We start from the raw sequence: 23,400 nt of genomic DNA on the forward strand, positions 1-23,400 counted from the left end.
AGGGGTGCGATGAATTGACTTGTCAAGCGGTTTTCCCTTTTTAGACTGGCGATACGCACCTATCTATGTCCCCACAAACTCAAGAATACTCCCGTTTTCATTGGCTAATCTGGTTCTTGATTTTTTTTTCTGGGTGGAGTTGCCAAACAGTCAATTCTCTCCTTTCGAGAGATCCTAAATCCGAAATTCCTGCTTCCGTTTTATTCCTCAAATCACCTCGAAAAATGAGTTCCACTTTCTTCAAAGATGGGTCTTCTCATTACCGTTGTATCCAATGGGAACCAGGCAAATCCAGTGGATATGCAGAAAAAATTGAGTTCAGTTTCATTGCTTACGACACTAATTTTTCAAACAATATCAATGCAGAATTTGGGAATGACGTTGTTGAATCCTACAAACTTATTTGGAATCGCAAAGTTGGAAAATTCCAACGAGATAAACTTGAGAAAAAAATTGTCTTTGTTTATAAGGAATCTTTTTTCAAAGAAGTGAAGGGAAATACAATCGAAACACTTCTCGAAAACCAAATCGCTTATAAAGAAAATAAGTTTGTCATCGATGAGATGGAAGTGTTTGAACTCAATGGAGATACGGGAATCCTTTTAGAAGAAGGAAATCGTTCTGAAATTGGTGGAGAAAATCGTTGGTCTCACAATCTTGGTTCCAATCAATTTTTTACATCTTCCAGCACATACACCAAAATCAACAACCAAACGATTGTTACGGAACATACTTCCACAAACTACGACTACCACCAACTTAGTTATGAATGGAATGAATCAGAACCGGACAAACTTTTTTTCAAACCCATTTATAAAGAAAACAATCTGCAATTATTTTTTGTTCCTCCCTATACCAATGGTCTCACTACCAAAACCAAAGAACCATTTGGATACAAACGATTGGGAGATTTTTTACTCAAAGAGGAAATCAAATGACAGAAGTTCGTACCCGTTTTGCCCCATCCCCTTCCGGATTCCTCCACGTTGGTGGAGCAAGGACTGCTCTATTTAATTATTTATATGCAAAGGCAAAAAAAGGGAAATTTTTACTTCGGATCGAAGACACAGACCAAGACAGATCCACAGAAGCATCCTTCAAAATCATCTTAGAATCACTCAAATGGCTAGGAATGGAATGGGACGAAGGTCCTGGAGTTGGTGGACCTAACGGGCCTTATACTCAATCAGAACGAATCCATATCTACAAAGAATACACAGACAAACTCATCCAAGAAAAAAAAGCTTATCGATGTTTTTGTACGGCAGATGAACTAGAAGGCAAAAAAAAACAAGCAGATGCAATGGGGATTCCTTACATCTATGATGGAAAATGTTCTGATTTAAGTGACGCAGAAATTCATTCACAACTAGAGAAAAAAACTCCCTTTACAGTTCGGTTCAAAACACCTCACAAAATTGTGATCGTAGATGATATGATCCAAGGCAAAGTAAAGTTTGAATCAAAACTCATTGGTGATTTTATCATCGTAAAGTCGGATGGATTCCCTTCGTATAACTATGCTGTGGTGATCGATGATGCACTGATGAACATCACTCATGTAATCCGAGGTGTTGGCCATCTTTCCAATACACCAAGACAAATTTTAATTTTTGAAGCATTTGGCTTCCCTCTCCCACGATTTGCACATGCCAGCGAAATTGTTGGAACAGATGGTAAAAAACTATCCAAACGAGCTGGTGCCACATCTGTCCTTGCGTTCCGTGATTTAGGATACTCAAGTGAAACGATGCGGAACTACATGGCACTCCTTGGATGGACTTCCCCCGACGGAAAAGAATACATGAGTGATGATGAATTGTGTTCTGTCTTTGATGTGGAACGTTGTTCGAAATCTCCTGCAACCTTCGATGTATTCAAAAAACTCAAAGAAGAAGAAAAAGAAACTGTCGACTTCAATAAACTTTCCTTACTTGGCCTTGCTGAATACCTAAACCCAAAATCAAAACTCAATTGGATGTCCAATAAGTACATCCGTGATGCAAAAATTGAAACTCTTGGCAAAGCACTCGAACCATTTTTAAAAGACTGCCAAATCCCTGACGCGTATAAGTCAGGTGAGAACCCACAACTCCTTTCCATCTTGGATTCGGTTCGTGTGTATTTGGACAGACTCATCCAAGCCCCTCCTTACATTGAAGAATTCTTTTTAGAGAATGTCAGTTTCGAAAATGACGAAGCCAAACAATTGGTGTCCGAAGGCAAAGGAATAGAAGTCGTCACTCACTTTTACCATATGGTCAAAGGAAGTTCTCTCACCACTCCTGATACATACAAAGAAATAATGGCAAAAGTTGGCGAAGTGACTGGCGAAAAAGGAAGGACTCTTTTTATGCCAATTCGTGCGATCACGACAGGTAAGTCACATGGATTGGAACTTCCTATCCTCTTTAGCCTACTGGGACAAGAGAAGATGGTCAAACGTATGGAACAATTGGCAGGTTCCTTAGGTATTTCACTTAGGTAAATTTTTTACTCAGACGTTCCGTTTTCGGGTATTTTTGACTTTTTTTCTCACTTCGTATCGTGTAATATGATGAGAGAGAGGAAAAGGCGGCCATTGACAGCACCATCTGAAGTGATTCCCTATCTGTTAAGCCCTTCGCCAGGTTCATACGCCATGTTCCTGCCTCCCGATATGTCCTCTGTCAAACAATTCCGCTGTGAATTAAGACGAACGTTAGAAGACAATGGGTTCAGTTCTGACAACATCATGCAAATTGAACTCGCAGCCGACGAAGCACTCACCAATGCCGTTGCTGCCAATGTATCTTGTGACTGTGATGAGACCATCATCTGCCGTTGGCGGATTGATTCTGCAAAGTTCACTTTGTACATTTTGGATTATGGATCAGGTTTATCGGGTGAGTCACCCGTTCCAGACAATGACAAAGAACTTTTGCGTTCCAACCAATCCCAATGTTTTTCAACCTTCCTCGATCACATCAAAAACCACCAAAGCAAAAAACCAGAAACCCTTCCTTATAATGGTTCCGGCCAAAAACATAAGAACATGGGAAAAGGATTGAAAATAATCAATGCCATGATGGACTCCGTTAAAGTAATGTTTCACGGAGAAGGAATGGTAGACGAAGCACCTGCTGGATTCAAAGTTATGGGATCCATCGTCGCTCTCGAATACGACCGTTCCAAACACTTATAATTTGATCCTACATATCAACACTTCTCGCGAATGGCGCGGTGGAGAACAACAGCTTTATTATCTCGTTCAAGGTTTGGCAAATTACAAAATCCCACAAATGGTAGTGGGTCAACCAGGTTCTCCACTCGAAACAAAATGTAAAGACAATGGATACGAATTTGTTCCCATTGAGATGCGTGGAGAATGGGACAGAAAAGCATATAAGAATATTCGATCTCTCTGTTTATCCAAAAATATCAAATTAATCCACACTCATACTGCACATGCACATACATTAGCATTGCTAGCCAAACGAAACCATCTCAATATTCCTCTCATCGTATCAAGGAGAGTGGATTTTAAACCAAAAACTAGTTTTTTCTCCAGATGGAAATACCAACACCCAGCTAACGATTATTACCTTCCCGTTTCTCAAAAAATTAAAGAAGTAATGATCAGTAGCAAAATTGCTCCAGAAAGGATCATCACTGTTTATTCTGGGATTGATCTCAAACGATTTTCAAAACCCACTGCACATGAATACTTACGTGAAGAGTTTCAAATTCCCAAAAAAGCGGTGATCATTGGAAATGTGGCTGCCCTTGTTGACCACAAAGACCAAGAAACCTTAATACATGCCATCTCTAAGATGAAAACAAATTTGGATTTTCGGCTTTTAATTGTGGGCGAAGGGAAACTAGAAAAAAAACTAAAAACACTCACCGAAAGTTTAAACCTAAATGATAAGATTATTTTCACTGGATATAGAAAGGATATTCCCGCCTTACTTTCCTTATTCGATATATTTACACTCACGTCAAAGGAAGAAGGACTTGGGACTGCTGTTTTAGACGCAATGGCTTGTAGTTTGCCTATTGTCGCAACCAATGGTGGTGGGATTGGAGAGATGTTGGATCATAACGAAGGTGCATTTGTTTGCCCTGTGGGAGATTCAGAAGTGATTGCCCAAGGTCTAGACAAACTTGTTTCTTCAGAAGACCTAAGGGAGCAATTCGGAAACTTCAATAAAACTTCTGTTAAACGATTTTCTGTTACAAAAACAATCGATAAAACTAAATTGATTTATTATTCCTTTTTAGGTGATTCCTTATACGGAGAAGGCAAATGAGTGGGAGACTATTAATCATTGATGGGCATGCACTTGCCTTTCGGGCTTATTTTGCATTTGCAGCTTCGAATCTAACCAATTCCAAAACTGGATTACCCAGTGGTGCTATTTTTGGATTTTGGAGGATGCTATTTAAACTGCTCCAAGATGAACATGTCACCCATATTGCTTTCACATTTGATCCAGGCACAAGGTTAGAAAGAAACGATCTTTATGAAGAATACAAAGCGCATAGAAAACCTATGCCAGAGGATTTAAAACCTCAAATTCATAAAATTTATGAAATGTTACAAGCGTTGGAATTTCCCATGTATAAAATCAATGGAATCGAAGCAGATGATATCATTGGTTCCTTATGCAAAAAATTTGGGAAAGAATTTGAAGAGATTGTCATCCTTTCAAGTGATAAAGATTTATACCAAGTATTAGACAAAAACATACACATGTTACGTGGGAAACGGGGTGTATCTGAATTTGAAAAAATAGATCCCAAGTGGGTGAAGGCAAATATTGGGATCACAAAAGAACAAGTTCCTGATTATATGGGACTTCTAGGTGATGCTTCTGACAATATTCCTGGCGTAAAAGGGATTGGAGAAAAAGGTGCCGCAAAACTCATCCAAGAATTTGGAGATTTAGAAACCATTTACAAAAAAATTGATAAGGTCAAAAACAAATCACTTATCGATAAACTCATTGCTGAAAAAGAAAATGCATTTTTATCCAGGAAACTGGCAACCATTGTAACCAATCTCAAACTAGACATCAAAAAGTCGGATCTAAAATTACCAAACTACCATGACCCCAAAAAAGTTCAGTATTTTAAGGATGAAGGTTACAATGTCCTCCATCGTGATTTAGCAAAACAAGCAGGGATTCCCATTGTAAGTGATGTTGATACAAAAGAAGAATCTCCTGCGGCCAAAAAATCATCGAAAGGAAAAAAAGAAACAATCACAGAAGTTTCTTCAGATGGATCCAAAAAAGGAAAATCTGCTGTTTCCACGACTGCAGTTGTCGCCAAAAAGTCATACAAACGAATTCAGTCCATTGATGAATTAAAAAAGATCATCTCAAAACTTAACCCTAAAAAACCATTATCTATCGATACTGAAACAACCTCACAAGACCCGATGATGGCAGAAATACTTGGTATCTCTTTTTCAGAAGAACCAGGTGTTGCTTATTACATTGCATTTTCGCATTCAGAATCTATTTACAGCCACCTTCTCCCTTCAGCAGAAGAAACACTTAAGATACTCAAACCGATGTTAGAGGATTCAATATGGAAAAAATTAGGCCAAAACATTAAATACGATCTCCTTGTATTTAGAAATTATGGGATTGAATTAAAAGGCATTTACTTTGATACAATGCTTGCTTCCTATCTCTTAAATCCAGGAGAACGACGCCATAATATGGACGATATGGCAGTCGATTACCTAAACTACAAAACTATCACTTACGAAGAGTTAGTTGGCACTGGAAAAAAGAAACAAAATCTCTACGATATTGATCCAGACAAAGTATCCGAATATGCCTGTGAAGATGCGGACATTACCTTACAACTTCATAATACTCTTGCACCTAAAATGGAAGAAGGCATACATAAAAAACTGTTTTATGAAATGGAAATGCCAGTACTACTTACATTGGCTGATATGGAATTTGAAGGAATTGCCGTAGACAAAAAATACTTCGAATCATTGTCAGTTACCTTTGATACCAAAATCAAAGAACATGAAAAAAACATTCATTTTTATGCGGGAAGACAGTTTAATGTTAATTCAACAAAAGAATTGCAAACAGTTTTATTTGAAGACTTACGACTGCCTGCTGAGAAAAAAACGCAAACAGGGTATTCAACTGACCATTCGGTTTTAGAATCTCTACAAGGTACTCATCCCATCATCGATGATTTATTGGCAATTCGTAAATTCTCAAAATTAAAATCCACTTATACGGATACATTGCCAACACTTGTGAATCCAAAAACCAATCGGATCCACACAAGTTATAACCAAACCATTGCAGCAACGGGAAGACTCTCTTCTACCAATCCAAACTTACAAAACATTCCCATCAAAGATGAAGAAGGAAGGTTGTTACGGAAAGGGTTTATTGCGAAAAAAGGTTTTGAAATCCTTTCCCTTGATTATAGTCAAATTGAACTTCGCATCATGGCTCATTTCTCTAATGATCCCAATATGATTGATGCATACAAATCGGGAGCCGACATTCACAAACGAACAGCAGCAGGTATTTTTGGAGTTTCGGAAGACCAAGTAACTCCCGATATGCGAAACAAAGCAAAAGTGGTGAATTTTTCTGTGATTTATGGTGTTACATCTTTTGGTTTATCTAATAATTTGAGAATCAGCCGAAAAGAAGCAAAAGAGTTTATTGAAAAATACTTTGCCGCTTACAAAGGTGTTGCCACTTATATGGAAGAGATTGTTGAGTTCTGCAAAGAAAATGGATATGTAGAAACCTTACTTGGTCGTAGGCGTTACCTTCCCGATATCCACTCTACCCATAAAATGGTAAGTGAAGGTGCCAAACGAGTTGCGATCAATTCCCCAATCCAAGGGACGTCGGCCGATATGATCAAATTGGCTATGATTCGGATCCATGAAAAAATCAAAAAAGAATCCTTTCGATCCAAACTTTTATTACAAGTGCATGATGAACTCGTATTTGAGGTAGATCCGAAAGAAAAAAAAGAATTTTACCAAATGGCAAAAGAAGAAATGGAATCTGCAATGAAACTCAAAGTTCCAATTGTCGCACAAGGGAAGTTTGGTGGAAATTGGGATGAAGCACATTAGGTCGAGTTTAGGCCTTTTATTCTTTTTTGTTGTCTACCTTTGGAACTTTTCGATTGTTTTCCAATCAAACGATTTACTAGGTCGTTTTGATTGGGACTTGTATACATTTCATGTTGAGTTTTTACGGAAATCGTTTTTAGACTTTGGTAGTTTTCCACTATGGAATCCGTATTATGGAGCTGGTTTTCCTGTTTGGGAAAATCCTTCGAGTAAATTAGGAAGTTTCACACATCTTCTTGCGATTCTATTTCCAAGCCTTACTGCTTTAAAACTAAGTTACATATTTTATTTTGTACTCGCAGGAGGATTCAATTACCATTCCTTCCAATTATATAACAAATCTTCAAAACTCACGACAACAATCTTTGTTTGTTTTTTTCAATTCTCAGGGTATTTTTTTCAAAAATTCTATGCTGGACATATGAACCAAGTCCAAGGTTTGTTTTTGCCAGCGTTTGTTTTTTATTTTTTATACACCATTCAAAATAAAAGCAAGTGGATTTCCTTTGTTGTCATCCTTATCGCCTATATTTTGTTATCTGAAGGTGCGATTTATACAATCACACAAATTACTTTTTTATTATTTTTCTTAAGTGGTTGGGAAATTTACAAATCAAGCAATCCAACAAAATCATTTATCCAGTTTTCTAAAGTAGTATTATTGATTCTTGTTGTTCTTTCCTTTAAATGGATTCCTATGTTTTTATTTGTCCACCAAGTAGGAAGGTATTTTGTTCCCGATCAATTCCCACTATCCATTTCTGATTTATATCCTATCTTCTTTGGAACTTCCCAACACCCACTGCTTTCCCAATCCTTATCACAAATGCAATACCGTTATTGGGAATACGGGAACTATCTTGGCCAAATTCCTTTTTATGCGTTTCCACTATTATTATTCACCAAACGACGGTTTTATTTTGTATTAGGGTTACTTGGAATTACGATTTGGATCATGTTAGGTAAAACCTCGATCTTTTCCCCCGCAAACCTTTTAGAACACTTACCTATCTACTCCCAGGAACGAGTGTATCCCAGGTGGAGTCTCAGCGTAGTTTTTTTGTATGGGTGGTGTTTGGTAAACTGTTTAGATTCAATTTTGGAATTGATTCGTCCAAAATTTAAAACCTATGTTTCCATTTCACTATTAATCCTATTATTCATTCACACACTCGATGTACGAAAAATGAATACTAAGTATTTGGATGAAATTTTTATCTTACAACCTCCTTCTGAATCCATTCATAATGAGGAAAGTTATCCGATCACAATCAGTTCTCTTCCTGATTATGGCTCTGACTCCAGGATGTTACCGGCACTTAGAGCAAATGTATCGATCAATGACATTTATGAAAACCTTACTTATAACTTTTTGAATGATACTTATGATTCCAAAAATTACCATGGAGAATTTTTTCTAAGTCCATCCCTCCAATCAGTCAAACCCACAAACTGGGAACCAGACAGTTTTACCTTTGGCCCTCTCCCCAAAGGACAATTCCTTGTGATCAACCAGAAATTCCATCCTGGTTTTACAGTGTCCAATTCAGATTCTAAGCCATGTTCATGGAACGGGTATTTGGCGGTTCCAATCCAAACAAATATTGAATCCTTAAGATTGAAGTATTCATTACTAGACTCTTTCAGATTTTACGATGCAAAGAAAGAATCGCAAAACTGTTCAGTATAGTTTACCCGTTTTTTCGATCCGAATTAGAATTAAATTTCTTTACTTTATTTAAAAAGAGAACCATTCTATTAGGTTGTCTCCTTTAAGAGTGAAGTGTGTCACCAAATTGTAATGAATCCATTTCTACATTCTTTCCTGGAATTTCATTGGAATGTCACATATTCGTAACCGAGATCCTTTAGCGTAACAGATAGATAAAAAAGAGGAAAACAAATCCTATGAAACCAAATACTATCAGTAAAACAGAACGAATCTTAGAAGTTCGTTTAGCAGAAAACCAACTTGAAATCGAAAGAGCACTTGCGTTACGTTATGAAGTGTTTAATCTAGAAATGGGAGAAGGTCTGCCACAATCTTCTGCAACCAGAAAAGATCGTGATGAGTATGACTTATACTGCCACCATTTAATCGTAATCGATAAATCGACAGAAGATAAAAAAATCGTTGGTACATATCGAATCCTCACTCGTCAAAATGCTAAAAACGGAATCGGTTTTTATAGCGAAAACGAATTTGATATCACATCTATTTACAACCTACCAGATGAAATAGCAGAAGTAGGACGTTCTTGTGTTCACCCTGAATACCGAGATGGTTCCGTAATATCTTTATTATGGCAAGGCCTTGCAGAGTTCATGAACAAACATAATGTGCGTTATCTCATGGGTTGTGGTTCCATCCACTCTACTGATGCATCTGTTGCATCACAGTCTTATGGATTTTTAAAAGCAAAAGATGCGATTGCACCAGAAGAATTTCGCGTGTATCCAAACCCTGACTACGTTCTCCCAGGTTTTGATGCAAATTTTCATGTAGAAGATCCTAAATCAATCTCCAAAAATATCCCTCCACTTTTGAAAGGATACCTCCGAGTGGGTGCTAAAATCTGTGGAATTCCTGCACTGGATTCTGTTTTTGGTACTACAGACGTGTTCATTCTTTTCGACCGCAAGGAAATTACGGAGAGATATGCGAAACACTATATGAATGCATGAGCCAAAACCAGGAAATTGATTACCAGCACCCAACAAAACAAGACCAAATTCGATTTTTCGTTTTTACCTTCGTTTTAGTGATAGGGATCACAGCTGGTTATTTCCTGGGCATTCCTCGGTATTATCTCGGATGGTTTTCCTTCGCGATTGCATCATTCTCTGTGGCAGGAAATGATGCAGTCCAAACCATCGGGACCTTTATCGAAAGTAAAAAGTCAGTCCATTGGCTCCATAAGATCCTCGTATTCGGTGGTCTTTTATTTTTTGTGCACTTACTTGCCTGGTTTTTCCATGGCGGAGAAATCCACTTTCACAGATTGGATTCTATCCCCGAAACAACAGAATTCAATTTACTCCAACTCCTAGCACCTGTTTTACTCGTTGTCATCACAAGGCTTAGAGCACCTGTATCCACAACATTTCTCGTCTTAGGTTTGTTTGGTGGCAAAAGCATCGACCAAATGTTAACCAAATCCTTTTTTGGGTATGGACTTGCCTTCCTCGTTGCCATTGTAGTATGGGCCATTCTTGTCAAAGTTGACCCACATGAATACCATGAGGTTCACACACCTGACCCTGTTTCCGAAAGGCGTTGGTCACGTTTACAATGGTTATCGACGATGTACCTTTGGGTTGCATGGCTTTTCCAGGACACAGCCAATATCGCAGTTTTCCTTCCTAGACAATTAGGAATCATTGAGTTCCTTGTTGCCGTTTTCATTTTAATCTTTGCCCTTCTTGTGATCATCCGAACTAATGGTGGCACCATCCAACAAGTGGTTTCTGAAAAATCCGATATCCAATGGGCAAAGGCAGCAACAATCGTCGATTTGGTGTATGGAAGTTTGTTATTTTTTTTCCAAGCAATTAGCAATATCCCAATGTCCACCACTTGGGCCTTCCTTGGCCTCCTCGCGGGACGTGAGATCATTTTAAATGTCATCACCTATAAGGACCTCCCTTACCTGGATACCTTCCGTAAAGTGGGAAAAGACGTAGTCCTTGCCACCATCGGGATTGTTGTTTCGATCCTGATTTTTTTCCTCTCTTATTTCCTCTACCCAGAACAAAGAAAGTCCACCCCACTCGAATTCTGGAAGTCAACAATCCAAGAAGACTCCTTATAAATCTCTTTGACAGTTCTCTCAATTGTCAGGGAAGTGTCATATATGAGATTGATTCTCACATACAGAGATAAGGAGTCATTATGTCAGTTGCAATGATGTTACGAGAGGGGACGGCACAAAAACACGAGGAAACGGAAAAAGTACCTTACATCCGTGCGATTTTCCGAGGGGGATTGGACGCACAAACCTACACCTACCAATTGGAAAGTTTACATGCAGTGTACCAAGTCATGGAAGACCTCTACCGCCAAAATAAAGACAATCCCATCCTATCCAAATTGTACTTCCCAACCCTTTTTCGTGAAAAAGCCCTTTTAGAGGATATCTCCAGTTTTCAAAAGAAGTTTGGCACAAAACTTCGTGGTGAAGTCTCCAAAGCGACTCAAAACTACATCGATCATATTCGCAAAATTGCAAATTCCAAACCTGAACTTTTAGTCGCACAAGCTTACGTGCGTTATTTGGGAGATTTATCTGGTGGTCAGGCAATTAAAAAAGTAGTGGCAAAAACTTTTGGTCTGGAAGGGAATGAAGGAACTGCTTTTTATGAATTTCCAGAGATCGAAGATCTAATGGCATTTAAAGGAATTTATCGCCAAAATTTGGATACCTTACCTTTGAATGATTCACAAAAAACAGAACTACTAGAAGAAGCTAAAACTACGTTTGATTTGAATAAATTTTTGTTTATGGAACTTGATTCCGATCTAAAACAAAATATTGGAATGGAACGTTACCAAACTCTTCTACCAGCAGGTTAATTTTTGGGATTCCCGTATACACTCGTAACTTTAGTATTTTTATCGATGTTGCCGGTCACAATGATTGTGCCCGTTGTCAAAGACATCGTAAAAGATCGTTTGCTCGGATCCAACTGGGAAGTTGCTTATTTCACAAGCATACCCATGTTAGGTTCTTTTTTATTTGCTCCTGTTGCGGGAATCATTTCTGATCGTTTTAAAAACAGAAAATACTTCATCAGTTTATTCTGTTTTTTGGACGCAGGATTATTTTATCTTTTAACTGTCGTTACGGATATGGGTTTATTTTTATTCCTTCGTTTTTTAGAAGGAGCATCCCACATCTTCATTATTGGATTACTTTTAAGTTCTGCTGCTGACCAGGAGAATGATCCTAAAAATAAACGTTATTATGGCAAAGGAATTCTGATGGGAATCACCGGTATGTTTTTATCCCTTGGTGGAGCATTTGGAATGCCTCTTGGAATTTTAGGTAGGAGTAATCCTTTATTACCTTTTTATGTTGGATCTGGTATATTAGTCTTTGTTGGAATCATGAGTTTATTCATGTTAAAAGACAAAGGAATTCATAAAGTAAAAGATTTTAAGTTATATGATTTAAAATTGGCTATATTAGAGAACCCATTCTTATTTGTTCCCTTTTTATTTAATTTTATCGATCGATTTACTGTTGGATTTATCATTTCCTCATTTAACATCCATTTGAGGGAAACATTAGCTTTTCACCCAGGGATGTTAGGTGTGTTTTTGGGACTTGTGCTTTTTCCGATGAGTTTATTGTCCTATCCTTCAGCCTTATTGTCTCGCAAAACAGGCGTTTTGCCACTCGTTTTAGTTGGCTCCACCATATACGGTGTGTTTTTAGGACTATCAGGAACAACTAATGATTATTGGTTTTTATTCATTTTTTTACTCATCTGTGGAGTTGGAGCTGGTGTGATGTTTGTACCTTCGATGATGCTTGCAAGTAAGATGTCAAAACCTGGACTCACAGCCACCACTATGTCGGCATTTACGGGAGTGGGTTCCCTTGGGTTTATGTTAGGTCCCATTGTTTCTGTGCAAATGCAGTCAGTTTTTAATTCCCTCTTACCCCAAGAATACAGTTTTTCTGCCCTTTCCTTCTTTTTTGGATTTTTAGAGATTGGACTTGTTTTTATGACAATTCCATTTTTTAAAAAGATTTTGAGTAAAATCAACCGAATCGATGAAGAAAGAGAAAAGATTACACTTGCCAATCCAGATCCAATCCTGTAGAATTTTTCCGAATCCATTTTAGGAAAGGTTTATGTTCAAACGATTATTGATCCTTAGTACACTTACATCCGTGTTATTCCTTGTTGCTTGTTCCTCAGGAAACAAAGTACAAGCAGGAAGCACAAAAGTTCACCCACACACTGCACTTCGCAAACTTGAAATTGATATGATCAAAGTAGGTGATGGATTGGTGAAAACAGAAGCAGTCCTTGGCAAACCAACTGAAAAATCAATTGATCCAAGTGGAACTGTCATGACTTGGTACTTTGCAGAAGACCGTGATGTTCCAGAACAATACTACACTCTCAAAGAAAAACCAGAAACAGTTGAGAAGTTTTTAAAGTTAACATTTGATCCTAAAAACAAAATCACTGCAAAAGACTTCAAACTATAATTGAATTAAGGTCCTTCCGATTCTTCTTCGTTTTCTTGGTCGGTTGGGGCTGGGAATGGAAAACCAGGGAAACTTGGTTTTTCCTTTCCTTCCACATCATCATCTAACAAATCAACAGTTGTAAAACCTAACAGAAAATCAAAAGCTTCGGCAATATTAAATCCTACTCTTGCTCCTCCGTACACACCACCAACAACTTCGACATTCCATGAATAACCGGGAGGATAACCAAATGGTTTTAAATCTTCTTTGGGAAGGTAAATTAAAAAATCTTTTTGTCCCGTGCTTGCAACTATGTCTTTCGTAAGTTCTCGCCTAAAGTGTTCTTTTTTTCTTACCTTTCTATCTTTGACGGGATCATAAAAATAAGAATAATATCTCATTTTATAACTTTTTAAATTGGACCTTTCATCATTCGTGAGCGGGATACCTTTTTTATCCACAAGCCAATTACCTTTAGCATCTAAAACGGGAGAACCTGAATGGAAACTTTCTCCACCTAAGATACCAAAGACGAGTTGTTGGGAATGATACCCACCTATTTCTCCACCTCTGATTCCAACACCACGACCTAAATCGCGTTTTCCCATTTCTGATTCACCACCTTGGAAAACAAATCCAATGGGAAGTGGTCCTACTTTAACAGCTGCTCCATACATCGGAGTTTCAGCTCCTACGGTCACAATATCTTTCAGATCATTTTTCCGATTTTTCCAATAGGTAGCACAGTTGACTGTCAATACGAGGCAAATGATTGGGCCGATGAAACGCATTCTTTTCCAATTTTTTTCATTTTCTACTTTTCGGAATCAAAAAAACAAACTTTTTGGGAAGATATGGCTTCTTTTGAAGAATTTCCCATGATTGAAGTAAAAAAAATGAACGAAACTGAGGTTCGCCTTTTTAGTTTGTTGTTCAACCTTTTACGTGAACCAAAGGGAATTAGTTTCCAAAAATTTCGAACCATCATGCCACGTTTTTATAAAAACGAAGACATCGAATCGGATCGAAAAAAATTATACCGTGACCTTAACCAATTAAAGAGCCTTGGATTTAATATCAAAGTCGCTCAATATGGATACCAATCTGAAGACTTTTTTCCCTATTACATTGAAAAAGAATCCATTGATCGCTCATTAAAATTTTCCAAAGAAGAATTAGAGTATTTATCCAAAGTTTTATTTAGTTCTGAGTTATCAAAAGAACTCATTAGTTTGTCACAAAAACTATTTTCACATCACTTGGATTTGATACCCAATCTAACAAAACAAGTAGTATCAATTGATTCTGATGAAAATGCAGTTGATACAACCAACACAGAAAAAATCCTGCAAGCCATCAAAGACAAACGAGCAATTACCATTGTATATGGTTATGATGAAAAAGAAAGAACCATTGAGCCATACCGTTTGATCCGAAAAAACACAACAGACTTTTATGTGTTAGCCTATGACCGAGGTAAAAAATCTCTACGACGTTTTATCCTTCCCAGAATCACTGTAAAAAAAGAAACCAAAGAAGAGTTTTTTTCGAATTTGAAAATCACAAAGGAAGATTTAAACTTTCATCCTCTTTCTCTAAAAGTCCATCCAGTAACAGAAATCAATTTCACGATCCATGAGAATTATGAAGAGAGATGGAAGTCGTTTTTGGAAGGTGCAAATTACGAAAACATTGAAAACAAATACAAAGTGATAACAACAAACCAAAATGCTTTGTTTCAATTTTTTGTAATCTTACCAGAAGCATTAGTTGAATGTAGTACCGAATGGAAATCTACATTTGCCAAGTATGTAAGTGAATGGGAAAATTTATACCAACTCGTTTGATAACCCTTTGACTCCTATTACAAAATCATTATACTTACAAGCTCTTAAATGCCAAAATGCGTTCCATTTGATCCGTGATGGAGTCATACAAAAACCAAATACCGCATCCTTTGGTGGTTATTTAGAATGGGGAGATTTTCTTTCATTATGCAAAGGATTATTTCCTGGCACACCTACTGTTGAAAAATCGACTAACAGAGAGGAGTCGATTGAGTTATCATCAGATTATTTAAAACAAAATATTTCACATTTTGGTTCCCAACTTCGATTCCAAAACTTTGTGGGTAGTGTCGAATTGATGGAATACGAAAAAGAGAGAGATGGTTGGATCCTTTGGGATTTTCGTCCGATTGGTTCCATCAAACAAGACATCCTTCGGTCCTTTTTCTTTTACCAAAAATTGGTAGAAGGTTTAGGTTACCGCGTCCTTGGATTTAAACTCATTCGGATCCAAACTAAATTTGTGTATAAAGGTGGTGAAATTCCATCGGAAGAATATTTACTCATTGATGATGTAACATCCCGAATGGAATCAGAGTTTGGTGTCAGAGAAGAAGAGTGGAATCTATTTTTGCAAACCATCCAAACTGGAAACGAAGGAAGTTTTCCTTATTCATTTCTTGAGAACAAACCGAGTTGCCGTTCCTTAAAGACATGTTTGTCACCTTCCCACTGTGCAAAAGGAAAAGAAACTGCGAAGGAAATTTTTGATTACCGCGATAGTTCTGAGTTGGCAAAACAATGGTTTCAATTAGGGTACAGTTCGTACGAGTCTGTCCCTGATTCAGAACTTTCACCCATCCAAAAAATTCAAAAAGAGTCACATCGTTCAGGAAAGGTTCATTTTGATACAGAAGCACTTTCACTGTACCTATCTAATGTGACAAAATCTGTTGCCTTCCTTGATTTTGAATCCATCAATCCTTATCTCCCGATTTATCCAGTGACAAAACCCTTCCAACACATCCCCTATTTATATTCGCTTCACATTTGGGACCAGGAAACTGATACTTTAACGCACAAAACGTACTTACATGATGATTTGGGAAGTGATCCTAGAAAGAATGTAATGGAACATCTACAAAATGACCTTCCAAAAGGCATTACCATCTTCTCGTTTAATGATTTTTTTGAAAAATTGATCATCCAAGAATCAGCAACCGTCTTCCCCGAGTACTTAGAGTTTTGGGATTCAATCAAATCGATGTTTATCGACCTTGCTTTGCCATTTAAAAAACTTTGGATTTACCATCCTGGCCAAAATGGGAAGGCATCTCTGAAGGAAATCCTACCTTGTTTTAGTGACGAAAGCCATTTTGGACTTACAATCCGAGAAGGACAAGATGCCAATTACCAATATTTGAGATTGATAAAAAAGCAGGTGACAGCCGAAGAAAAAAAACGTGTTTTGGAGGATTTGATAGCTTACTGCAAATTAGATAGTTATGGTTTGTTTTTAATCTATAGAATGTTACAAGAAAGATTATCGGTTATTTAATGTTAGGTATCAAAAAATCAGTCGCACAGTTTGTCTTTTCCTTACCTGAGAATTGGATATCCACTCTCGCACGAAAGAACAACACAAACGAAACCAATGTTTTGGATCCACGTTGTGCGCTAGCTTGTAACATTGCGAAATTCCTTCCCAAAATGGAACAAATGAGTCCTGAAAAAGCGCGAAAACACTATAGGGACCAAATGAAATTGTTTGAAGAAGCGGAATTTCCCATCGCTCATATTGAAGACAAACTCATCCCAACACCTAGTGCCTCATTTATTCCTATCCGTGTGTACAATGCAAATCCACAGAAGAGAAACTTACCAACCGTTCTTTTTTTCCATGGTGGTGGACTCACAATCGGCAATTTGGAGACACATGATTCGTTCTGTCGCAAATTGTCTCATTATACAAAAAGTATCGTTATTGCTGTGGACTACAGGTTAGCACCGGAACACCCTTATCCTGCTGCCCATGAAGATGCATGGCTTGCTTACCAATATGTCCGCAATTCTGCCTATATCTTTGGCGGCTCTCCTAAGGCCATTGCGGTCTGTGGGGACAGTGCGGGAGCCCTTCTTGCCACTACTCTCTGTTTACGTGCCAAAAAGAACAACGTCCAAGCTCCCATTTACCAAGCTTTACTCTATCCTATGCTTGATACTTCCAAAGAATCCGATACCTATGAACTCTTTGGTGAAAATTATGTCTTAACAAAGTCCCTTATGCGGTGGTTCATCCAAAATTATCTACCCCAAACCAAGGACAGACTTCTCATTCAGAATTCACCAGTTTTAGCGGAAACCAAAGAGTTAAAGGGACTGCCCCCCACTTACATCGGAATTGCTGGTTTTGATCCTTTGCGAGAAGAGGCCGAAACTTATGCCAAACACCTCCAAACCGCTGGTGTCAAAGTGGAAGAAAGGCATTTTCCATCCCTTGTACATGGTTATATCCAATTGTCTGGCCTCATCCCCAAGGCAAAAGAAGCAGAGGATGACCTATTCCAGGCCATGTTGCGATTTTTTTCTCAAATAAAAATCTAACTCACTTCCATTCAAGAATCGACACAGAAAGATTCGATACTATAAAGGACAACATCTAGAGGTATGTCATGATGCTACGATTTTCCATTCTTCTCTGTTACTTTTTAGGAATGACTGCAGTTTTTGCAGAAAAACCAGCTTCCGCCACTTTAAAGGAAAGGGAGTCCCAAAAACAAATCGACCTACAAAGGAAAAATGGGTTTGGAGACAACGAAATTGATACCCTACATGCGAGTATCATTGAAAACCTTCGTAAGATGAAAAAATTACAGGAGTTAGGTGTCGATAAAACGGCAGCACAATACTTAGCACAAACTCCGCAGGAACACAAAGAATTATATAAAAAAGATAAAGATGGAAAACCGTATTTGGAAATCAAACTTCCACAAGGGCAATCCTACATCGATTTTCCTACTGTTTTTTTATATGATGGAATTGCATATATTTATCCCAAAGAGGATTTTAGCGACTTAGACAAAATCATTTTAGCATTCCGTAGAGTGAATGCAGATGGAACCATCCATGTCAAAGAAATGCGTCGCCTCATTAACCCATCTCCAAGATCAGAAAGTCCTGAGAAAGATGAAAAGGGAGAAGCAAAATTGGATACCAACTCTGATATTCGATTGGAGTACTTTCGATCTTTAACTTCTGATACCATCTGGCCAAATGATCCTGTACAAACTTCAGAAGCTGACATTGCAATGGTGTTAAATGACGAAAAAGATCCACTTCCTTATGACAAACAAAAACACATTATGATGTCTTACAAAAAGATGTTACGTAAAATATCAAAACAAACTGCTTTTAAATTACGTAGTATTGAATTGGATCAAAAACAAATGATCACAAAAATTTTGGATTATAACACGAACTAAAATTAAAAAAATCTAAATACAAAACCTCAAGATTGTTGTTTTTCCCTTCGACTCATGAGGAGCTGCGAAATCGTCTGCTCCTCGGTCACATACTTCCTTTTTAAATAAGACAAAGCATTATTGATAAAACGAGGGACTTTTTTCTCGGCATCTAACAAATCCATTTTCGTTAACATCAATTCATCGATGGTAGCGAGAGCCAAATTTCTTTGGCTCTGGTGTAATTCAAAATCGTCCTCGTCTTCTACAATCATGTTTTTTCTTGGAAACGGTTGGCCGCCTCAACTCCTCTTTCTTCATTTACAAATAAGTTAATGAGAAGTGATAAAAAGTAAAAGAAAGCAACAACGAGAAAGGCATTTCGTAAACTCACCAAAGTTTGGATATAACCGAACAAAAAGAGTCCTAAAGCAGCCGCAATTTTACCGGAAAGTCCCCACATCCCAAAAAACTCTCCTGATTTTGATTCTGGACTAAAGATACCAACAAGTGCCCTTGAAGCAGATTGTGTGGATCCAAGCCCCATTCCCGCAAGAGAAGAAATAAAAACAAACACCCACTGAACTGTCCAATTTTTACCAAGGACACCATTCGCAAATGTTGTAAGGTCATGAACGTAATAAATTAATCCGCAAGTCACAAGCCACAAAACAAGAGTAAGGTTGAAGGTTTTTTTAGCACCTATACTATCTTGGATCACACCAAACGCAAGTGCACCAATTGCAGCAGAAATTTGGATGAAGATAAACATTGCTTGTTTGTGTTCTGCTTCAATATGAATTTCTTGAGACCCATAAATGAAAGCAAACGAAATGACAATCGCAAGTGCCGCCATTGTAAAAAATAAGGAAACAAGATAGATCATCAAATCTTTGAAGTGAGTTGCATCCTTTAAAGTTTGGATCACTCGGTCTTTCCCAATTTTAAAATAATTTACCTTATGTGATACTCCAAGTGGGAGATGTGGTTCTTTTAAGAATAAAAATGTAGGAATCGCTGCGATTAAGAAAAAAATTGCAGTGTAAGGACCCACTAACTTTAGGTTATCGAAATTATCTAAGGTATAATCACCAAGTGTGGTAGCAAGTGCAACGGATCCAATCCCACCGAAGTAACCAATCCCCCATGCGTATCCAGATATTTTTCCTAGATCCTCTTTGGATCCAAGGAAGGGTAAAAAACTGGATGCAAAGTTTTCGCCTGAAGCAAAGAAAAAATTGGAGAAAGCGACAAGCACCATTCCGAGCCAAATCATTCCTGGTTCGACATAATAGAGTAAAAAGGTTGCGACAACACAACCAACGTAACTTAGGAAAAGGAATAATTTTTTCTTAGAACTATAGTCTGTGATGGCACCAAAAATGGGACCTGTTGCAACTACAAATAAATAGGATGCTGCCAGTGCCCATGCCCAGAGAGTATTCCCGATACGGAACGGATTGTCCGATCCCACTTCTGCCGGTACGACGAGTCTTGTGAAAATTTCACAATAAACGACACTGATGATGACTGTGGTATAGGATGAGTTCGCAAAATCAAACATACACCATCCGAAAATTTCACGGTTTTTTTTCTTTTTGGCTTCCGGGTTTTTGTCTTGGGACATAGAGGGTTTCAGAATTTTCCTTGGTTGAAAGTAATTAAAGAGTTTCCCTCCCTTTCGTAAATCTGTCAAATGATTAGTTCAGGTATGGATCCTTTCGATTTAAATTCCCTAATGAGACCAAAACGGGTCTGTTTATGTCGAATGGTGACGGAAGAAGATTTAGTCCGTGCCATCCATGCGGGTGCCGTAACCATGGAACAAATTAGAGAAACAACAAGAGCCTCTACCGGCTGCGGGACCTGTTCAATGCAGGTCTACCACATCCTCCAGCGCGAATTGCAGAATCTCTCTCGGAGGAAAATTTCATGAAATTATCGATTAATATGGCAATGACCTTGGATGGAAAGGTTGTTCGCCCCGATGGCCGTTGGTATGGCCTCACTTCTTCGGAAGACAAAACCCAAATGGACGTTTACCGCTCTCAATCCGATGCAGTCCTCATTGGAAAAAACTCCATCATCAATGACAACCCCATCGTTAAAATCCGTGCAGTTCCCAATGCCTTAAACCCACGGCCTGTCATCCTTGTCCGAAAAGGAACCCTTCCTCCTGACAAACATGTCTTTGAGGAATCCGACCACATCCCACTCATCATCTGTACAAAATCCAATTTAAAAGAAATCAAAACCAGTTTAGAGAACAAAGCTGAGATCTTTGCTTTGGATTCCGATGACATTGACCCGAAAAAAGTGACAGGGATCCTCAAACGAAAAGGATACAAAAATGTCCTGCTCGAAGGTGGCCCTAAACTCAATTTTTCCTTTTTGGAAGCGGATCTTGTGGACCGCATTTATATCACAGTTGTGCCTTACATCATTGGAAAAACAGGCCTTGCAGGGATTGCCGATCGGACTTCCGAACTTCCAGGTTTTGACAAACAGAATTGGACCTTAAAACAACATTTTGCCAAAGGAAACGAGATCTTTCTCGTGTACGAAAAAACTTAGAAAAAATTCTAAATTTTAGATTGACCCATTTCCCTATCATTAAGTAGTTTGATATTAAACTATTTAGCAATAAGAGGTTCTATGTTTTACAAATTGCTCGCTACTAACAAAGACATCACTCTCACGATCCTTCGTGTGACACTCGGTCTCGTCATTTTCCCACACGGAGCTCAAAAAGTTCTCGGATCTTTCGGTGGATACGGATTCGAAGGAACGATGGGATTTTTTGGAAGTTTAGGGATCCCTTACATTTTTGGAGTTCTTGCCATCGTTGCAGAATTTTTTGGCGCGATTGGACTCATCCTTGGACTTTTCACTCGCCTCGCAGCGTTTGGAATTGCATCCACTATGGTTGTAGCAGCAGTGCTCGTACACTTACCAAATGGTTTTTTTGTAAACAATAATGGTTACGGTTATGAATACCATATCCTTGCAGTGGGTCTTGCGATTCCATTAATCATCAAAGGAGCTGGATCGTTCTCTTTAGATGATGTCATTGCACACAAAATTGAAGGATAACCAAAACTTTGTTGGATAAAACTACCTAATAGTGTTAGCCAAACTTTAACCTCTCTGATTCCTTGTCTTAAATCCAATGATAAGGAATCGGAGATGACTCAAATCAATCTAACTACACTCCAAACACTTCTTCCAGAAGCAAAATTTTTAAATTCCGAAACCCTCTCTGCTGTTAACTTCACTGGCCTCACATCGTTGACACTTGCAGGGCCAACTGATATCTCCTTTGTTGCTTCTAAAACCTTTGTCAATGAAGCAAAAGCATCAAAAGCATCTTTACTTGTTGTATCATCTGAAACTGCAGACTCTCTTAGTGATAAAGCCATTGTCGTTGTTCCGAAAGTGGAACTCGCAACTGCAAAGATCATTCGGTTATTTTTTCCAGAAAAACAACCTTCGGGAAAACGAAGTTCAAATGTTGCCATTGATCCTACTGCGAAGGTAGGATCGAATACAGACATCGGACATTTTGTAACCATTGGAAAAGACAGTGTGATCGGAAACGACTGCATCATTGAAGACGGTGTCAAAATTGGAGATCGTGTTCAAATTGGTGATGGTGCAAGGATTGGAAAAAACTGTGTCTTCTTTGATGATACCATTGTTGGAAAACGATTCATTGTCTTTGGAAATTCTAGTTTTGGCGGGGACGGATTTGGTTTCGTTTTTGCAGAAGGAAAACACAATAAAATTCCACAAGTGGGACGTGTGGTCATTGGTGATGATGTAGAAGTCGGAAGTAATTGTACCATTGATAGAGGTGCACTAGCTGATACTACGATTGGAAACGGATGTAAGTTTGATAATATGGTTCACATTGCTCACAACTGTAAGGTGGGAGACCATGTAATCATCGCTGGCCAATCAGGTCTTGCTGGTAGTGTCACTTTAGGGAACCATGTAATCATTGGTGGCGCTTGTGCCATTAGTGACCACATAACTCTTGTTGAAGGAACCATCATCGCTGGTGGATCAAGTTTACGAACTTCTCCAAAAACAAAAGATGTATATGTGGGTTGGGATTTAGGACTTACATTCCCAGAGTTCCAAAAATACCGCGTGAATATCAAAAACATTGTGAACCTAAACAAATGGCTCAAACGAATCGAGAACATTGAAAAAAAAGTGGGAATCGAAGCAAAAGAATCTTAAAACTTTGCCCAATCGTTTCTAGTAAAAACATCACAGCTTACGTTGTAGGCTGTGAACTTCAAACTCCTAAAAGGTTTTCATTGAGTCCCAACAGGTTTCTTGTAAAATTTAGCCTTCCCATAATACACCTCTGGTAATTTACTATCAGATAATTTATAAGAGTAACCATCAGTGAAAACTTCCGTAATATGTAGGAAACTTTTTGAACTATATAACTTTTTCACGAAATTTGCATTAAAAAATTCGTCTTTAACTTCCAATACTTTATACTCTGCAACACAAGAAGAAATCCACCTAATAGACGACTTGATGAATTTATCAGGATACACTCGATAACTCACCTCTTCCAATTCATTTCTCACAACAATCAATTCGCCTATATCGACACTATAAGAGAAAACACCCTTGTGAAAAACATCACATTCTTTTTTACTAATCGATGCGTATATATCACTAGGAATGTCTAAGTGCATTATAATCAAAAAGAAAATTATCAATTTTTTTATTTGGCATTTAAAAATAAATAACTACACTTGATTTCCTAGATTTACGAGACTGAATCCAAATACAACTGCACTCAG

Annotated in this window: 23 protein-coding genes; 19 read left to right on the forward strand and 4 right to left on the reverse strand. The window is 38.1% G+C overall.

Annotated features, from left to right (window positions below):
- Nucleotides 1-65: 65 nt before the first annotated feature.
- From ND855_RS13195 to ND855_RS13245, 11 genes are all read left to right on the forward strand, one after another.
- Nucleotides 66-938, forward strand: coding sequence for a hypothetical protein (locus ND855_RS13195; RefSeq protein WP_265358708.1), 873 nt, complete (start codon nucleotides 66-68; stop codon nucleotides 936-938).
- Nucleotides 935-2,488, forward strand: coding sequence for a glutamate--tRNA ligase (gltX, locus tag ND855_RS13200; protein WP_265358709.1), 1,554 nt, complete (start codon nucleotides 935-937; stop codon nucleotides 2,486-2,488). Before ND855_RS13195 ends, gltX begins: the two co-directional genes overlap by 4 nt.
- A 93-nt stretch (nucleotides 2,489-2,581) precedes the next feature.
- Complete coding sequence (locus ND855_RS13205; RefSeq protein WP_238760516.1) at nucleotides 2,582-3,184, forward strand: ATP-binding protein; 603 nt, start codon at nucleotides 2,582-2,584, stop codon at nucleotides 3,182-3,184.
- 1 nt (nucleotide 3,185) lies between these two features.
- Nucleotides 3,186-4,292, forward strand: a complete 1,107-nt coding sequence (locus ND855_RS13210) for a glycosyltransferase (protein WP_265358710.1) — start codon at nucleotides 3,186-3,188, stop codon at nucleotides 4,290-4,292.
- On the forward strand, nucleotides 4,289-7,120 hold the full coding sequence (gene polA, locus ND855_RS13215) for a DNA polymerase I (RefSeq protein ID WP_265358711.1): 2,832 nt from the start codon (nucleotides 4,289-4,291) through the stop codon (nucleotides 7,118-7,120). Before ND855_RS13210 ends, polA begins: the two co-directional genes overlap by 4 nt.
- The gene (locus tag ND855_RS13220; RefSeq protein WP_265358712.1) at nucleotides 7,107-8,810 is read left to right on the forward strand and encodes a glycosyltransferase family protein; all 1,704 of its coding nucleotides are present in this window, start codon (nucleotides 7,107-7,109) and stop codon (nucleotides 8,808-8,810) included. Before polA ends, ND855_RS13220 begins: the two co-directional genes overlap by 14 nt.
- A gap of 218 nt (nucleotides 8,811-9,028) precedes the next feature.
- Nucleotides 9,029-9,805, forward strand: a complete 777-nt coding sequence (locus ND855_RS13225) for a GNAT family N-acetyltransferase (RefSeq protein WP_100715635.1) — start codon at nucleotides 9,029-9,031, stop codon at nucleotides 9,803-9,805.
- Nucleotides 9,802-10,932, forward strand: coding sequence for a hypothetical protein (locus ND855_RS13230; RefSeq protein ID WP_265358713.1), 1,131 nt, complete (start codon nucleotides 9,802-9,804; stop codon nucleotides 10,930-10,932). The genes ND855_RS13225 and ND855_RS13230 overlap by 4 nt, the downstream gene beginning before the upstream one ends.
- An 80-nt stretch (nucleotides 10,933-11,012) precedes the next feature.
- Nucleotides 11,013-11,693, forward strand: coding sequence for a biliverdin-producing heme oxygenase (locus ND855_RS13235; protein WP_265358714.1), 681 nt, complete (start codon nucleotides 11,013-11,015; stop codon nucleotides 11,691-11,693).
- Nucleotides 11,694-11,696: 3 nt separating this feature from the next.
- Complete coding sequence (locus ND855_RS13240) at nucleotides 11,697-12,950, forward strand: MFS transporter (protein ID WP_265358715.1); 1,254 nt, start codon at nucleotides 11,697-11,699, stop codon at nucleotides 12,948-12,950.
- Nucleotides 12,951-12,981: 31 nt separating this feature from the next.
- Entirely contained in the window at nucleotides 12,982-13,344 is a 363-nt protein-coding gene (locus ND855_RS13245; RefSeq protein WP_100715639.1) for an LIC13410 family lipoprotein, read from the forward strand.
- A gap of 5 nt (nucleotides 13,345-13,349) precedes the next feature.
- Here the strand turns inward: ND855_RS13245 and ND855_RS13250 are convergent, their stop codons facing one another.
- Entirely contained in the window at nucleotides 13,350-14,117 is a 768-nt protein-coding gene (locus tag ND855_RS13250; RefSeq protein WP_265358716.1) for an LIC13411 family adhesin, read from the reverse strand.
- Between the two features lie 63 nt (nucleotides 14,118-14,180).
- On the opposite strand from ND855_RS13250, the gene ND855_RS13255 reads away from it, so the two are divergent.
- The 4 genes from ND855_RS13255 (at nucleotide 14,181) to ND855_RS13270 (ending at nucleotide 18,595) form a co-directional block, all read left to right on the forward strand.
- Complete coding sequence (locus ND855_RS13255) at nucleotides 14,181-15,173, forward strand: helix-turn-helix transcriptional regulator (RefSeq protein ID WP_265358717.1); 993 nt, start codon at nucleotides 14,181-14,183, stop codon at nucleotides 15,171-15,173.
- A 7-nt stretch (nucleotides 15,174-15,180) separates the two neighbouring features.
- Nucleotides 15,181-16,671: a DUF2779 domain-containing protein gene (locus tag ND855_RS13260; RefSeq protein WP_265358718.1), complete on the forward strand. Its 1,491-nt coding sequence runs from the start codon at nucleotides 15,181-15,183 to the stop codon at nucleotides 16,669-16,671.
- The gene (locus tag ND855_RS13265; RefSeq protein ID WP_265358719.1) at nucleotides 16,671-17,717 is read left to right on the forward strand and encodes an alpha/beta hydrolase; all 1,047 of its coding nucleotides are present in this window, start codon (nucleotides 16,671-16,673) and stop codon (nucleotides 17,715-17,717) included. The genes ND855_RS13260 and ND855_RS13265 overlap by 1 nt, the downstream gene beginning before the upstream one ends.
- Nucleotides 17,718-17,785: 68 nt before the next feature.
- Entirely contained in the window at nucleotides 17,786-18,595 is an 810-nt protein-coding gene (locus tag ND855_RS13270; RefSeq protein WP_265358720.1) for an LIC13212 family protein, read from the forward strand.
- 26 nt (nucleotides 18,596-18,621) lie between these two features.
- Here the strand turns inward: ND855_RS13270 and ND855_RS13275 are convergent, their stop codons facing one another.
- The gene (locus tag ND855_RS13275) at nucleotides 18,622-18,849 is read right to left on the reverse strand and encodes a hypothetical protein (protein ID WP_015677408.1); all 228 of its coding nucleotides are present in this window, start codon (nucleotides 18,847-18,849) and stop codon (nucleotides 18,622-18,624) included.
- Nucleotides 18,846-20,201 carry an MFS transporter gene (locus ND855_RS13280; RefSeq protein ID WP_265358721.1) on the reverse strand — a complete coding sequence of 452 codons (1,356 nt, stop codon included), beginning with the start codon at nucleotides 20,199-20,201 and terminating at the stop codon, nucleotides 18,846-18,848. The genes ND855_RS13275 and ND855_RS13280 overlap by 4 nt, the downstream gene beginning before the upstream one ends.
- Before the next feature lie 111 nt (nucleotides 20,202-20,312).
- Between ND855_RS13280 and ND855_RS13285 the strand changes: the two genes are divergently transcribed.
- The 4 genes from ND855_RS13285 to lpxD all read left to right on the forward strand — a co-directional run bounded on the left by ND855_RS13285 (nucleotide 20,313) and on the right by lpxD (nucleotide 22,819).
- Nucleotides 20,313-20,510 (forward strand): (2Fe-2S)-binding protein, encoded by a 198-nt coding sequence (locus ND855_RS13285; RefSeq protein WP_265355909.1) that lies wholly within the window; start codon nucleotides 20,313-20,315, stop codon nucleotides 20,508-20,510.
- Nucleotides 20,507-21,148: a RibD family protein gene (locus ND855_RS13290; protein ID WP_100715644.1), complete on the forward strand. Its 642-nt coding sequence runs from the start codon at nucleotides 20,507-20,509 to the stop codon at nucleotides 21,146-21,148. Before ND855_RS13285 ends, ND855_RS13290 begins: the two co-directional genes overlap by 4 nt.
- An 81-nt stretch (nucleotides 21,149-21,229) precedes the next feature.
- Nucleotides 21,230-21,667, forward strand: a complete 438-nt coding sequence (locus ND855_RS13295; protein ID WP_100715645.1) for a DoxX family protein — start codon at nucleotides 21,230-21,232, stop codon at nucleotides 21,665-21,667.
- A 93-nt stretch (nucleotides 21,668-21,760) separates the two neighbouring features.
- Nucleotides 21,761-22,819: a UDP-3-O-(3-hydroxymyristoyl)glucosamine N-acyltransferase gene (gene lpxD, locus ND855_RS13300; protein ID WP_265358722.1), complete on the forward strand. Its 1,059-nt coding sequence runs from the start codon at nucleotides 21,761-21,763 to the stop codon at nucleotides 22,817-22,819.
- Nucleotides 22,820-22,896: 77 nt separating this feature from the next.
- On the opposite strand, the gene ND855_RS13305 is transcribed toward lpxD, so the two are convergent.
- Nucleotides 22,897-23,292, reverse strand: coding sequence for a hypothetical protein (locus tag ND855_RS13305; protein WP_265358723.1), 396 nt, complete (start codon nucleotides 23,290-23,292; stop codon nucleotides 22,897-22,899).
- Nucleotides 23,293-23,400 lie beyond the last annotated feature (108 nt).

It is taken from the genome of Leptospira paudalimensis (assembly GCF_026151345.1).
Classification (GTDB): domain Bacteria; phylum Spirochaetota; class Leptospiria; order Leptospirales; family Leptospiraceae; genus Leptospira_A; species Leptospira_A paudalimensis.

Bases quoted from the DNA above. Each gene is read 5' to 3' on its own strand.
- ND855_RS13195 (WP_265358708.1), top strand. From the start codon at position 66: ATGTCCCCACAAACTCAAGAATACTCCCGTTTTCATTGGCTAATCTGG.
- gltX (WP_265358709.1), top strand. From the start codon at position 935: ATGACAGAAGTTCGTACCCGTTTTGCCCCATCCCCTTCCGGATTCCTC.
- polA (WP_265358711.1), top strand. From the start codon at position 4,289: ATGAGTGGGAGACTATTAATCATTGATGGGCATGCACTTGCCTTTCGG.
- ND855_RS13220 (WP_265358712.1), top strand. From the start codon at position 7,107: ATGAAGCACATTAGGTCGAGTTTAGGCCTTTTATTCTTTTTTGTTGTC.
- ND855_RS13225 (WP_100715635.1), top strand. From the start codon at position 9,029: ATGAAACCAAATACTATCAGTAAAACAGAACGAATCTTAGAAGTTCGT.
- ND855_RS13230 (WP_265358713.1), top strand. From the start codon at position 9,802: ATGAGCCAAAACCAGGAAATTGATTACCAGCACCCAACAAAACAAGAC.
- ND855_RS13235 (WP_265358714.1), top strand. From the start codon at position 11,013: ATGTCAGTTGCAATGATGTTACGAGAGGGGACGGCACAAAAACACGAG.
- ND855_RS13245 (WP_100715639.1), top strand. From the start codon at position 12,982: ATGTTCAAACGATTATTGATCCTTAGTACACTTACATCCGTGTTATTC.
- ND855_RS13250 (WP_265358716.1), bottom strand. From the start codon at position 14,117: ATGCGTTTCATCGGCCCAATCATTTGCCTCGTATTGACAGTCAACTGT.
- ND855_RS13255 (WP_265358717.1), top strand. From the start codon at position 14,181: ATGGCTTCTTTTGAAGAATTTCCCATGATTGAAGTAAAAAAAATGAAC.
- ND855_RS13265 (WP_265358719.1), top strand. From the start codon at position 16,671: ATGTTAGGTATCAAAAAATCAGTCGCACAGTTTGTCTTTTCCTTACCT.
- ND855_RS13270 (WP_265358720.1), top strand. From the start codon at position 17,786: ATGATGCTACGATTTTCCATTCTTCTCTGTTACTTTTTAGGAATGACT.
- ND855_RS13275 (WP_015677408.1), bottom strand. From the start codon at position 18,849: ATGATTGTAGAAGACGAGGACGATTTTGAATTACACCAGAGCCAAAGA.
- ND855_RS13280 (WP_265358721.1), bottom strand. From the start codon at position 20,201: ATGTCCCAAGACAAAAACCCGGAAGCCAAAAAGAAAAAAAACCGTGAA.
- ND855_RS13285 (WP_265355909.1), top strand. From the start codon at position 20,313: ATGAGACCAAAACGGGTCTGTTTATGTCGAATGGTGACGGAAGAAGAT.
- ND855_RS13290 (WP_100715644.1), top strand. From the start codon at position 20,507: ATGAAATTATCGATTAATATGGCAATGACCTTGGATGGAAAGGTTGTT.
- ND855_RS13295 (WP_100715645.1), top strand. From the start codon at position 21,230: ATGTTTTACAAATTGCTCGCTACTAACAAAGACATCACTCTCACGATC.
- lpxD (WP_265358722.1), top strand. From the start codon at position 21,761: ATGACTCAAATCAATCTAACTACACTCCAAACACTTCTTCCAGAAGCA.
- ND855_RS13305 (WP_265358723.1), bottom strand. From the start codon at position 23,292: ATGCACTTAGACATTCCTAGTGATATATACGCATCGATTAGTAAAAAA.